This is a genomic window from Dietzia alimentaria 72 (genome assembly GCF_000226215.1).
GTDB lineage: Bacteria > Actinomycetota > Actinomycetes > Mycobacteriales > Mycobacteriaceae > Dietzia > Dietzia alimentaria.
Genome location: NZ_AGFF01000024.1, coordinates 15,748 through 28,723 on the forward strand (window position 1 = coordinate 15,748; position 12,976 = coordinate 28,723).

A 12,976-nucleotide genomic window follows, 5' to 3' on the forward strand; every position below is an offset into this window, starting at 1 on the left:
CCATGCCCGACAGCCCGACATGAAGGAGGCCACCAATGGCCACAACCCGCAGGCTCGATTCCCTCGACCAGATGAAGGCCAAGCGTGCAGAAACGCTTGGCAGTGAGACGTGCTTCCCGTGGGAGGCGACCGAGGATCTCACGCTGTACATCAAGGATCCGATCATGGCCGACGACGAGTGGCGCGATGAGCTCGCCGGGCTGCGCGCAGACCTCAACGATGGCAAGGTTCTCCCGTCGGAGTTCAGTTCCGAGATGCTCGAGCTGTACCTCGGTGAGGAAGTCACCGGCTACGAAGGTCAGGTGGACGCGTTCCTTGACGCTGGTGGTAGCTCTCAGATCTTGTTCGACGTGGTCGGCAAGTGGGCAGAGCAGGCGGACCCTACCCAGAGGTCCTCGCGGAGTACCCGGAGGCGTGCGAATCGGCGCTGATCCACCAGTATCCGTCCCTCGGTGATCCCGTCGCCGCCTTCTGGCGGGGCGAGATCACCGGGCGGATGCTTGTGTCCCTGATCAACGGCTTGCCCCCTACCTCTGCGCTGCACCGGGCCCAGAACGACGGCCAGCAATGGACCTGGTCTGAGGCGCTGGCCTGGCAGCAGATCCACATGCTCAAGATCATCGATCAGCGTCTGGTGTGGCAGAAGCGCAAGAAGCCGAAGATGCCCAAATGGCGGCAGTACCCGTGGACCCGTGACGAGAAGAAGCTCGGCGACCGTGGCGGGAAGTCCGCCAGTAAGGCCATCGAGGTGTTGCGTTCTCTCCGTCCTGGCGGTGGGGCGAAGCACGATCCTGGCGCGGTGACAGCGTCCACAAGCTAGTTCGACGACGAGGAGGTGCGCTGTGGCTGTTGATGGAGATACCGCCTGGGTCCCCGTTTTGCCCTCTCTGTCGGATTTCGCGAGCAAGCTCAAGTCCGGCACGCAGGGGGCCGGTAAGGCGGCTGGCGAGCAGATCGCTAAGGAGCTCGAGGCGGCGGTCTCCAAGTCGGAGAAGGCTGTCACGAAGGCTGGTGACGCGGCGGAGAAGGCGCAGAATAAGGTCGCCGACGCCACCGGTAAGGTGCGGATCGCTCAGGAGCAGTACAACAAGGCTCTGGAGTCCGGCGACCCGGTTAAGATCGCACGTGCCGAGGAGAACCTTGCGACGCAGCGTCGCCGCCAGTCTGAGGCCACTACCGACGCTGAGCGCAAGAGCCGCGACCTGGAGCAGGCACAGAAGGGCCTCGCGGCTGCGCAGGACAATTCGGCTCGGGCAGCTCGTGAGCAGGCCGACGCGGTCGGTAAATCGCGGCTCTCAGCCGAGCAGGCAGAGCAGGCAACAAAGGACCTTGAGGGTGCGCAGAAGGCGCTAGAGGTCGGCATCCTGGCGGCCGGCGCAGCAGCAATCGCCACCGCCGGTTACCTCGTCAAGCTCGGCTCCGACTTCCACTCCATGTCGCGCGACATCCGTGTCGGCACCGGAGCATCCGGTGATGCGCTCGCAGGCTTGGAGGAGTCAGCCCTGGCCGTCATGAGAACCGTGCCGAACGCAATGGGTGAAGTCGGCACAACTCTCGCTGACCTGAACACCCGACTTGGCCTCACCGGTGGCGATCTCGAAACAGTGTCCCGGCAGATGCTGGAGCTGGAAAACATCACCGGGGTGGCCCCGAACATCAACGATCTGTCGGCGGCGATGACCGGATTCGGTGTCGCCGGCGGGGATACCTCGAAGTCGCTCGACACTCTCTTCCGGGTTTCTCAGGCCACAGGTGTCGGTGTTGATGAGCTCGCGGCCAGTCTCGGTAAGGGTGGACCGGCTCTGCGCCAGTTTGGCATCTCCTTCGATGAGTCCGCGGCCCTGATCGGCAGCCTCGACAAGGCCGGCATCAAGGGAGATCAGGTTATCCAGCGGCTTACCCGTTCTCTGGGCGAGTTCGCAGAAGCAGGGAAAGACCCCCAGGATGCATTGTTCGAGACGGTGAACGCGATCGATGGGTTCATGGCCGCCGGGGATCGTGCCGCCGCATACGACCTCGCCGAGGGGTTGTTCGGCACCCGGGGTGCGGCCTCGTTCATCGATGCCGTGCAGTCTGGGGCCCTCCAGGTCGACGACTTCATGGTCGGGATCGGTGCCTCCGATGACACGATCCTTGGTCTTGCGGACGAAACTCGCACTCTCGGCGAGCAGTTCCAGATCCTCAAGAACGAAGCTCTCGTGGAGCTGGAGCCGTACGCGCGTGCTGCGTTTGAGATGCTCCGTCAGGGCGGCGTGTGGGTGCGTGACAATGTTGTCCCGGCAATTCAGGATCTCGTTGGCTGGATCTCCGAGAACAAGAATCTAGTGATCGGTCTCGGGATCGTGGTCGGGTCAATGGCGACTGGGCTAGCAGTAGCCCGGGCCGGGCTCGTCGCGTTCACTGTCGCTCAGCGCGCCTGGAACGTGGTCACCTTGCTTTCGACGCAGGGAATGAAGGGCCTGAACTTGGCGATGCGGGCGAACGTGTTCGGACTCATCGCCGGGGCCATTGTTGGGCTGATCGCGGGGCTGACCTGGTTCTTCATGAAAACCGAGACCGGGCAGGCGATCTGGGCATCGTTCACCGGCGCGCTAGTGACCGGCTGGGAGTGGGTCAAGAACGCGTTCGCTGTGGCGTGGGCGTTTATCCAGCCGATTTTTGACGGGATCATGACTGCCGCCAAGGTCGTCGCCGCGGTCGTCGTGACCGGATTCTTGCTTTACATCAAGACGTACTGGTTTATTGTGTCCACTGCCCTGCAGTTCGCGTGGAACACGATCATCAAGCCCGTGTTCCATGCCTTCGCGGCCGTGGCGCAGTGGGTATGGGGCTCGGTCCTGGCGCCCGTATTCGGCTGGATCAAGGCCGGATTCACCGCTGTAGGATCGCACTTCTCGTGGGTGTGGAACTCGGTCATCAAGCCCGTCTGGAACGCGCTCGGTGCGGGCATCAAGTGGGTGTGGGATGTCGTCATCATGCCGGTGTTTGATGCCGTCAAGGCTGGCCTGGGGCTTGTTGGGGACACGTTCTCGTGGGTGTGGAACAACGTCATCAACCCGGTGTGGACTGCCCTGGGCAATGGGATCCGCTGGGTTGCCGACAACGTTGTCCACCCCGTGTTTGAGGGGCTCAAGAAGGGTGTCGATCTTGTTGCGAAGGGGTTCGAGTTCGCCACCGATCTGATCGGCCGCGTCTGGGACACCATCAAGGAGAAGACCGCGGCACCGATCCGGTTCGTCATCGACACCGTCTACAACAAGGGCATCGTCGGCGTCTGGAACAAGGTCGCTGGCTGGCTCGGCATGGACGACAAGAAGCTCGATACGATGCCGCTCGAGTTCGCTTCTGGTGGTGTCCTCCCCGGATACACCCCGGGTCGTGACGTGCACAAGTTCGTCAACCCCCGCACCGGGCAAGGGCTGGAACTCTCCGGTGGTGAGGCGATCATGCGCCCGGAGTGGACGCGCGCCGTGGGTGGCGCGTCCGCGGTGGACCGCATGAACCGTGACGCCATGCGTGGTGAGATCGCCAAGCACGGCCGCGATTCGGCGGCGTTCGCTGACGGTGGTGTCCTGGCGTTCGCTGATGGCGGGATCGTTGCGGCGATGACCCGGATCGTGCAGGACAAGTACCCAATGCTCCAGATGACCTCTGGGTACCGGAACTCCAATGACCTGCACGGTGCCGGTATGGCAGGGGACTTCTCCAACGGCTCTGGCAACACCCCGGCGCAGTTGGCGTTGGCGAACGACATCGCGGACACCTACCCCGGGTCTGCGGAGCTGATCTACGACTCCCCCGGATTTGATCGCACGATCAAGAACGGTCAGTTCGTGGGGCCGTTCGGGCAGTTCTACACCTGGGCTCAGGCCGGAAACCACCAGCACCACGTGCACTGGGCGATGAACACCCCACCCACGATGCCGTTCGGTGGCGGCGTGTTCGAGGGTGGTTCGGACGGCTCCGGCGGGAATGGTGGTTCTGTCATCGGGCGGATGGTTCGTTCGGCGATGGACACCATCATGAAGCCGATCATGGACTCGATCCCTGAGGGTGGCGGACTGATCGGTGGCCTGGGGCGCGGTCTGGGCGAGAAGGTGTACGGCACGTTCAAGGATTGGGTGCTGTCGAAGATCCCGTCCGGTGGTGGTGGCCAGTACGGCGACATCGACCTGACTGGAGTCGCCGGAGACAACCTCGCTCTAGGTGAAGCTGCGGCAAGGCAGGTCGGCTGGACCGGCGGCGAATGGGAAGCTCTCAAGCAGTTGTGGACGGGCGAGTCCGGGTGGAACAACAATGCCCAGAACCCAACGTCGACGGCCTACGGGATCGCCCAGTTCCTTGACTCGACGTGGGCGCCGTACGGGCCGAAGACCTCGGATCCGGCTAAGCAGATCGAGTACGGCATTCGGTACATCCAGGACCGTTACGGCACTGCTTCGGGCGCGTTGTCGTTCTGGAACGCGCAGTCACCGCACTGGTATGAGGAGGGTGGCGGGCTTGCCCCCGGCCTGACCCTGGCGGCGAACGGCACGGGCAAGGTCGAGCCGGTGCTGACCAATCCGCAGTGGCGTTGGATCTCCAACCTGGTCATGGCTACCGCTGAGCTTCTCGATCCGATCCGCGTCATGGCCCGAGACGGCCGCGACGCGATCGATCACCTGGAGAAGATCGCGGCCGACACCCGGCGTGGTGTGCAGCACCAGATCGATTCCGGGCTCGATGCTGCGGGCGCCGCGGTGTGGGCGGCGCTACCCGGCGAGGTGAAGGGTGCGCTCACTGTGGCCGGCGCGGTCGGTCAGCAGTGGGAGAAGGTGTCCGGTTACCTGAACGACAAGGCTATTGCCTGGTCGAAGGGTGAGTGGCCGATCGGTTCCGGTCGGGTGCCCACCGACGAGGTGGGGCCCGCGTGGCGGGCGGTCCGGCTCGATGACTCGCTGGAAGAGGTCGCCCGGTCCAACATCGACCTGGCGGAGGCGGTCATCTCCGGCCAGGCATCGCCGGGCCGAGACCCGGTGGCGAACGCACTGTTCGACATCTTCGGTCGGGATCCGATCCTGCCGGACTTGGAGCGCATCGCTGCAGGCGGACCGAACGCCATCGAGGCCGCGACCGATGCGGCGTTGCACGCCTTCGAGACCGGGGAAACTGCCCGACTCGAGGAGTGGACCGCCTCCAACAGTCAGCTGACCGAGGCGGTACTGCGGGCAAGGGATGCCGCGATCATGACCGGTCAGATGGTCCAAGGTGCGGTGAACGGCTACCTGAACTGGGCTATGGCCTCCGACTCCCAAGGGCGTCAAGGGTCGTGGCAGGAGTACTTCCAGCACTACGGCGGCCAGTACGGCACAGCCGAGGGTGACTGGCTGCTCTCCCAGGTCGGGTTCGGTGGGATTGTCGGCGGCAAGTTCAAGGATTCGTTCGCGAACCTGCTGATCGAGGCCGCCGAGTCTCCGTTGTTGTCTGCTCCGGCGATTCTCGACGATGACGGCCGGGTCCTGGGCACGAAGCTGGACGCGGCCCCGGTAGCCGAATCTGCGGAACCGGCAACGGCGGTACCTGACACCGCGGCGTTGGCGGAACTGACAGTCGACGATCCGGCAGAGGGCACCACCGACGACGTCGACACCAAGGCCGCCAAGGGCGACCAGGTGGTGGTGGTTCTCCCCGCTGATAAGTCGGCGTTCTCCCGGGACGAAGTTGAGCAGATGCTCTCCGCGCTCGACGAGAAGGTCGATCTGATCGAGATCCGTATCGAGGAGAAGGAACGCGAGCCCGCCGGGCTCGGCGCCGGAATCTCCGGGATCGTCTAGAGGGGGTTACTGGTGTACGAGCTCACTTACCGCGGCGTCAACAACTCGACGTGGCAGCTCGTCGGCGCTCATCAGGGGGCCGAGGGTGTCGGCGCCGAGGAGGTGTCGGGGTTCGTCGCCTCGGCCACCACTACTTTGGAGCCCGCGCCCGAGCGGGCTGGGGTGGTGCTGGCCGGGTACTCGTTCGAGGCTATGACGGGGTCGCTGAAAGTGCGGATCTCTGATCGGTGGCGCGATGACGAGATGCTGGACGATCCGGGCAGGCTGTTTCGTCGGTGGCGGTCGGCGTGGTCTCCGTTCGCCGACGGGGAATTCACCCTCCGATCCCAGGAAGGGCCGCTACTACGGACCCGCGCACGTCTGCCGGGCGCATCTGAGACGCCCGCGAAGTCCCCGCGGTCGGTGGGGACGGTGTCTCTGGTGACCACGCTCGAGGTGACCTGTCATGACGGGGTGTGGCTCGGCGCCCCACAGCGGTACTCGGGCGCCGCTCAGGTGCTCAATCTGGGCGAGCTGGAAGGCTACCCGCGGGTGGAGTGGTCCGGGTCGGGCGCCACGGTGTCCGGGCCGGGCTTACCGTCCGTCATTCTGCCGACCACGGCGGTCCCGGCGGTGTGGCACACCGACCCGGCCACCGGTGGTCTGGTCACTGTCGACGGCGAGCCGGCCACCGCGCTGCGGCGGCAGTTGCGGGGCCGTGTCGCCCCAGTACCGATCCTCCCTGGGGAGTCTGCGCCGTGGACGTTCACCGGCTGTACGGGCGTGATCGAGCCCTTGTTCTGCGACCCGTGGAGGTGGTGAGCGGTGTCCGACTGGTCCGCTGAACGCCACGCCACCCTCGCAGCGGGCGGGGTGGTGATGAAGCTCCTGGATCGTCATATCGAGCCGATTGACGATCTGCACGGCTTCATCGAGTGGGAAGGCCCGGAAGGTGTGAACGAGGAGTCGGTGTTCGAGGCGTCCTACCCGGTGAACCATCCGGTCGTGGAGTCGCTGATCCCGTTGGGGTCGATCGATCCGGAGCGGCCGGAGGACACCTGGACTGAGCTGGTGCATGCCGCGCAGTGGGTGCTCATCGAGGCCGCCCCAGATCCGGTGTCGGGTAAGCCGAACCGGCTGTTTTACCGGGTGCTGCGCATCACTGACGGGCATGGCTCGAAGCGGCGCGGCTCGCGGGTCAAGATCGAGGCCGTCTCACTGCACCGTTACTCGGCGCACATCACTTTTCAGGCCTCCCCCGGCTTCCCGGTGATCGCGCAGCCGAAGTACCGGGACACGCGGGCGGGCCAGTCGCTCAAGGTGATCAAGGAGTACTTCCTGATCAATCTGATGCGCGAGTTCCAGCCCGGGTCCATCACTGGCTGGGACCTGTGGGAACCGGCGGCGTGGCAGAACGTGGTCGCCGACCGGTGGCCGTGCATCGTCAACCCGATCAACGCGGACATCGTCACGGCGATGACGATCCTGGACATGCGCTTCGATTCCGGGCTCGCCGCGGTGAAGGAAACCCTCGACGCCGCCGGGCTACTGCTCACCCACGACGTGTGGCTCGAGGGCGACCCGCAACCATTCCCGCAGCACACCATCCTGACCAAGCCGACCATCGTCCTCGACGTGGTGCCCCGCCAGTGGGACACCTCCACGACCGGTCACGTCGGGGATCTGCTCAAGGGACTGATCCGCACCTTCGACACCGAAGCCAACGCGCCGCGGATCGGGCTGGCCGATACTCCGTCCACAGCGGCCGGAGTGCCGGCGTGGGTGGTGTGGCGCCCGGAGCACATGGAGTCGGTGACCTCGGAGCTCACGGTCGCCAAGTCTGATGTTTGGCACGTCACTGTGGGTGGCCGTTCACCGGAGGCGCTGAACAAGCTCGTCGGCTCCGGTGCCAAGGCGGTGTTCGGTGGTGTCGGTGCCGCCCTGGCGGGGGCGATCCCCGTCTTCGGTGGGCTGATCAACGCCGCGGCGATCTTCCTCGGCGAGATTGTCGGGGACGGGCTCAAAGACAAACTGTTCGCCTGGTCGGTGTCCTTCGACGGCAAACGCCGCGACTGGCACGGCCGGTTCGGTTACCGAGATTCGGTCGGGGCCGGCGACGGCTGGACGTTATCTGCCTACCAGCAGGCGTTCCAGATGCTCGCCCAGGGCGCCGGCGGTATCAGTATCGGGTTCACCGTCGACGGGGCGGCCCCGTTCGTGTGGGGCGTCGATTACCGGGCTGGGGACCAGCAGGGCCTGGTGCACCGCGACATCGTGTTCGCCACGTACGTCTCCAAGTCTGCGATCGGGCAGAAGCGCGGCGACCGCCGACTCCGCTCGACGATCGAGCTCGGGGATCCGCGGGTGCGGGAGAGTCCGGCGGCTTTGTTCGCGAGGTCGATCAAGTCTGTGCAGAACGCGGTGGACCGCGTCAAGACGTTCATCATGTGAGGAGAAGCGATGCCCGACGACATCACCGACGAGATTTTTCCGTACCCGAGGCACCCGGACTTTCATCCGCTCGCGTACGTGTTCTTCAACATGCCGCACTTGTCGGTCGACGCTGACGGTGCGCACGCGATGGCGGCGTGGGTGTTCGGCCGGCTCGGTTGCTCCGGGCCGGGCAGTGCAGCCCCGCCGTCGGTGAAGTACGACGCGCTCGGAGGCTCCGGTGCCCCGCATGAGTACGGGGTGTGGATCCCGGCTGATAAGGAGCGGGCGACGGTCGAGGTGACGACCCCGGAGGTTGTGCTGACCGATATGGACGAGGACGGTCTCGCGGAGGTCATCACTAACGCGCAGGCGGCGTTGGTGGCCAAGCGCGCCAAGACGGCCAAGGAGGCCTGAGATGGGCGTCAATCTAAGCGGTACGACCCCAACGTCGCCGGGTGTGCCGGGCGGGATCTTGCAGCAGATCTTTGACGGGATCGGCGGTATCGGGCAGGCGCTCGCGGACGGGCTCACCGGCATCATCGGCATGATCGCCGACGCCCTGTTCGGTCCCGGCCCGGGCGATCCGATCGTCCGTATCGCTGACGGAATGACCGCCCTCAATAGCCGCGTGGAACTGCTGGACGATGTTCCCGGCTATGCGGGCGGGATCATGACCCAGAACCGCCGCTTCGGGTCCGGCGCGACGTACAAGACGATCCCGTTCAACTCGCGGTATGGGCCTTCGAAGAAGGCTCAACTCAATACGTCGAACCACCGGATGGTCATCGAGACCGGCTCGTGGTCAGCGCACTTCACCATCTCCACGTCAGGCGGCGGCGGTGTCGGTCACGGGCTGCGGGCACTGGTGCGGGACAAGAACGGTACCGAGGTCATGACCCGGTTCTTCGACTGGCAAACCCCAAATGCCGGCTGGGATCAGCATTACGCCATGCCGATCATCGTTCCGCCTGAATCGGCGCCGTGGTCGATCGAGCTCGGGTATCGGCACAACGGATTGTGGTGGACGCTCTACGGCGGGACGGAGAAGACCCTGATTTGGGTGGAGCGGAAGAACATTGACACTGCGAACTCAGGAATCATCCGCAACCCGGGCGACGGCCCGGACGTTACTTAGGGGGATTGGGATGCCGACTCTTACTGGCTCTCTCGCTGACGTTGTAGGCGAGCTACTTGTCGCGGGGCAGGTGCGGCAGGCGTTCGTGAAGGCCCCCGCAGCGCGTGGGTCACTGGCTTCGGGTGATCGCTTGATCGTGTCTGCCCCAGTGCCAGTGGCCGCGTCAGGCACCATTTCGCTCGATCTCGAACCCGGCCCGGCGGTGTTGGTAGTAGACACCTACGCGGGTGGCCCGGACATCTACGAGCTGTATGTCACCGCCGACATGACGTTGCTGTCGGAGGCGGTGGCCGAGTCGGCTCCTGCGCATGAACGGTCGTGGGTCGAGTCTGTGATGGTGCAGCTGCGCGCTGACGCACGCGCGGCGGCGCAGCAGGCGGAGGCGGATCGTGTTGCGGCGGAGGGCGCTCGGCAGGCCGCTGAGACGGCGCGGGATGCGGCGGCTGATCACGAGTCGGAGACTGACCGTCTGGCCGGTGTGGCAGGCGGTCACGCTGCTGACGCTGACCAGCATCGGGGGGCGGCGGCGGGGTCGGAGTCGAACGCTTCCCTGTCGGAGCAGTCTGCGGCGCAGAGCGAGGCGCAGGCGGGAGTGTTCCGTGACCACGCGCGGGATGCTCGCGATGAGTCTCGTACCGCCCGTGATGGATCAGTGGAGGCTCGTGGTGGCGCCGAGACCGCACGAGATGCGGCTGCCGGGTCTGCGTCGGCGGCGGCATCATCAGAATCGGCTGCGGAGGTATCGCGTCAGGCTGCGGACCTCGCCGCATCCCGGCGCGCGATCCAGGTGTGGAACGGTAACCAGTGGATCGACGCGGACAAGGTGCGCTTCGACGGTGTCGGCGGGTTGCAGGAGGCGCTCGTGTGGGATGCCTCGCTGGGCGAGTACGTGACAGTGTGGCCGATCCCGCCACTCTGGGTGGACGACTTCACCACCCCGACACTGGATGAGCGGTGGACCTTGATGGACGGCACCTACTCCCCACCCGGTCTGACCAACGCATTAATTTCCGGACCCACGGTTTCTGCCGCGTTCGAGGTCACAATCCAAGGCGGAAATGGGGCGACGCTATTTGCTATTTCCTCGGACTACTCCGCTGGCGCAAATGTGGTGTTCGCCCCGTCAGGGGTGCTGCGTCTGAGGGATGGGTTCGCCACCGATGTTGGTAAGTCTGAGGTGGGGGCGTGGTCCGTGAGTTCGTCTGTGACGCTACGCCGTGCGGGAGGGCTGTGGACTGTACTGGTGGACGGGCGGCAGGTGGAAGCCCATCCCGAGGACGGAGGCGGACCGTTGTCGATGCCTGACACGCATACAGTGCCGCTAACTCTCATGGTTCAGGACCAGGGGTCCACTGTCGACATGGTGTCGTACACGGAACTGTAGGCCGCGACTCGGGACCTGGTGCCCGCGCGGTAACTGGTGGCACCAGACGGCGGGTTCTGGCCCCACGAGTAGACCCGCCCCTAACCGCCCGATCATGGGCGGCGTCATCGCGGCCAGAGTGAAAAACTAGTTGCACTCTGGTTGCACTCTGACCGCTCCTCATTGCAACCCCCGGCACTCACGCTGGGGGGTTCCTCATTTCAGGAGGCAACATGCCTATCACCGCACTCGTCCTCGACGGGGCAGGCTCACACGGCCGCACGTCCGGGGTGGTCGATCCGATGGTGGAGCGGCTGCGCTGGAAAACCGGGTGCACCACCCGGTGGGTGCCGTGGGCGGCGTCGCTGATGGGGGTGGGGGGGCCACTGTCGTGGCCGGAAGCGTCACGCCGGGCGGTGATGCGCATCGCGTCGATGGTGCGTGACACCGACGACGACATCATCCTCATCGGCTACAGCGCCGGAACACGACCAGTCCGCGAGTTCCTCGAACAACACCCCGAACTGCGCCACCGCATCGCCGCAGTGTTGCAGATGGCCGACGGGTGGCAACCCGCAGACCGCCAACAACACGGCATCCCTGACAGTCCAGGGTTCGGGGTGATGGGCGAAAACTACGGGCCAATCCCCGACCGCACCCTATGGGTGGGGCACCCGTTGGATCCGATCAGTCGGTGCGCCCCCGATTCGTTGCTGCGGTACCTCACGGCATCGGCTGACGCTGTGCCCGGGCAACTACTCGCGGCGTTCGTGGATAAGGCTCACCGCGGCCGGTTGCAACTGATCCCCATGTTGGGATTGCCGCCGTGGGAATGGTTTCAAGGGTTGGGGCCGCGCATCACACGATCGGTCCGTGAGGCAGAGGGTTACCTCACCGCAGGCAGGCACACGGCGGGTTACCTCGAGCCGTTCCACACCCCGGATGGTGACGCCCGTCCTCTCGCGCACCGTATCGCTGACTCGGCTGCGTGGGCCGTCCGATGATCGGCCACCTCGTGTGGGGCTTGCGGATGCTGTGGGCCGTCGCCGCTATCTATCTTGACGCGTTACGTCACACGGTGCGGCCATGAACCGCTACTACCGGTGGCGACTCCGGGCCCAGATGTGGGCGCCGTTCGCGTGGGAGACCTGGCGGTGGGCCAACAGCGTGTTCGACGCCTGGTTCATCGCCCAACTGAACAAGTCCTGGCGCATCGCCTTGAAGGGGGAGAAATGAAGTCATGGGAGAACCTCGAGCCGGATCGGTACCGGCTGATGAACAAGCACTACTCCAAGGGACGAAACGGCCGGACGATCGACAAGATTGTCGTGCACCACAACGCCGGCATCCTCTCAGTCGACGACATCTGGCAGGTCTGGCAGTCGAGGCAGGCATCCGCCCACTACCAGGTCGAGTCCGGAGGCTTGATCGGCCAGCTCGTCAACGACTGGGACACCGCCTGGCACGCGGCGAACACCTACATCAACGAGTCCTCCATCGGCATCGAGGTGTCCAACTACACCGGTCCCCCGGGCTGGAAGATCACCGACAAGGCGGTCGAGGAAGCCGCTCATTTGATCGCTGCACTCTGCCGCGCCTACAAACTGGGACGGCCAAACCCCGGCACGAACATCCGATACCACCGCGAGTTCACCGGCACTTCATGCCCCCACAATCTCGCGCCGGGCGGCGAGGACAACGCCACTCTCATCTCCCGTGCCCGCCACTGGTACGACGCCATGGCCAATCCCACCAACCCCGCACCCGCGCCGGCCCCGGCGCCCGCACCGAAGGAGACCGAAGTGACCAAAGACCAGGCAGACCGCATCGAGGCCAAGCTCGACCTTCTTCTCGACCAGGTCGCAGGCCAGCGCAACGAGCGCGGCGAACAAGAGTTCAACGGATGGGAGCAGGGCGGCCACCGCACCCTCTACGACCTGACCTCCGCGATCGCCGCGGACGCCGGTATCGCAGGCACCGCCGACACCAAGAAGGGGAGGAAGTGACCATGTACAACTCGCAGTTCTGGAAAGACACCGCCGAGCGTGCGGTCAAGACCCTGGCTCAGGCGCTCGTCGCCGTGTTCGTGGCCGGGGTGACCATCCTGTCCGTCGACTGGCTCGATGCTCTCGCGATCGCAGGTACCGCCACCCTCGTGTCGGTACTCACCTCGATCGCCTCCGCGGGAGTGGGTAGCCACTCGACCGCGTCTCTCGTTGCCACGCCTGGCCGGCACCGCCTCGAGGAGTGAGC

Annotated in this window: 12 protein-coding genes; all 12 read left to right on the forward strand. The window is 65.2% G+C overall.

Features of this window, described 5'->3' with window-relative positions; genetic code table 11:
- Positions 1-35 precede the first annotated feature (35 nt).
- The 12 genes from ON04_RS12180 (at position 36) to ON04_RS12230 (ending at position 12,974) form a co-directional block, all read left to right on the forward strand.
- Entirely contained in the window at positions 36-431 is a 396-nt protein-coding gene (locus ON04_RS12180; RefSeq protein ID WP_010541905.1) for a hypothetical protein, read from the forward strand.
- Positions 432-496: 65 nt separating this feature from the next.
- Positions 497-820: a hypothetical protein gene (locus ON04_RS16015; RefSeq protein ID WP_010541906.1), complete on the forward strand. Its 324-nt coding sequence runs from the start codon at positions 497-499 to the stop codon at positions 818-820.
- Between the two features lie 22 nt (positions 821-842).
- On the forward strand, positions 843-5,813 hold the full coding sequence (locus ON04_RS12190) for a phage tail tape measure protein (RefSeq protein ID WP_010541907.1): 4,971 nt from the start codon (positions 843-845) through the stop codon (positions 5,811-5,813).
- Between the two features lie 12 nt (positions 5,814-5,825).
- Entirely contained in the window at positions 5,826-6,614 is a 789-nt protein-coding gene (locus ON04_RS12195; protein WP_010541908.1) for a hypothetical protein, read from the forward strand.
- A gap of 3 nt (positions 6,615-6,617) precedes the next feature.
- Positions 6,618-8,243 (forward strand): Gp37-like protein, encoded by a 1,626-nt coding sequence (locus ON04_RS16020; protein ID WP_010541909.1) that lies wholly within the window; start codon positions 6,618-6,620, stop codon positions 8,241-8,243.
- A 9-nt stretch (positions 8,244-8,252) separates the two neighbouring features.
- On the forward strand, positions 8,253-8,639 hold the full coding sequence (locus ON04_RS12205) for a hypothetical protein (protein ID WP_010541910.1): 387 nt from the start codon (positions 8,253-8,255) through the stop codon (positions 8,637-8,639).
- A 1-nt stretch (position 8,640) separates the two neighbouring features.
- Positions 8,641-9,360 (forward strand): hypothetical protein, encoded by a 720-nt coding sequence (locus ON04_RS12210; protein WP_010541911.1) that lies wholly within the window; start codon positions 8,641-8,643, stop codon positions 9,358-9,360.
- A gap of 136 nt (positions 9,361-9,496) precedes the next feature.
- Positions 9,497-10,744, forward strand: coding sequence for a hypothetical protein (locus ON04_RS12215; RefSeq protein WP_141564769.1), 1,248 nt, complete (start codon positions 9,497-9,499; stop codon positions 10,742-10,744).
- 212 nt (positions 10,745-10,956) lie between these two features.
- On the forward strand, positions 10,957-11,727 hold the full coding sequence (locus ON04_RS12220; protein ID WP_010541913.1) for a hypothetical protein: 771 nt from the start codon (positions 10,957-10,959) through the stop codon (positions 11,725-11,727).
- 82 nt (positions 11,728-11,809) lie between these two features.
- Positions 11,810-11,959 (forward strand): hypothetical protein, encoded by a 150-nt coding sequence (locus tag ON04_RS16765; protein WP_158217840.1) that lies wholly within the window; start codon positions 11,810-11,812, stop codon positions 11,957-11,959.
- The gene (locus ON04_RS12225) at positions 11,956-12,729 is read left to right on the forward strand and encodes a peptidoglycan recognition protein family protein (protein WP_010541914.1); all 774 of its coding nucleotides are present in this window, start codon (positions 11,956-11,958) and stop codon (positions 12,727-12,729) included. Before ON04_RS16765 ends, ON04_RS12225 begins: the two co-directional genes overlap by 4 nt.
- Positions 12,730-12,731: 2 nt before the next feature.
- Positions 12,732-12,974, forward strand: coding sequence for a holin (locus ON04_RS12230; protein ID WP_010541915.1), 243 nt, complete (start codon positions 12,732-12,734; stop codon positions 12,972-12,974).
- Positions 12,975-12,976 lie beyond the last annotated feature (2 nt).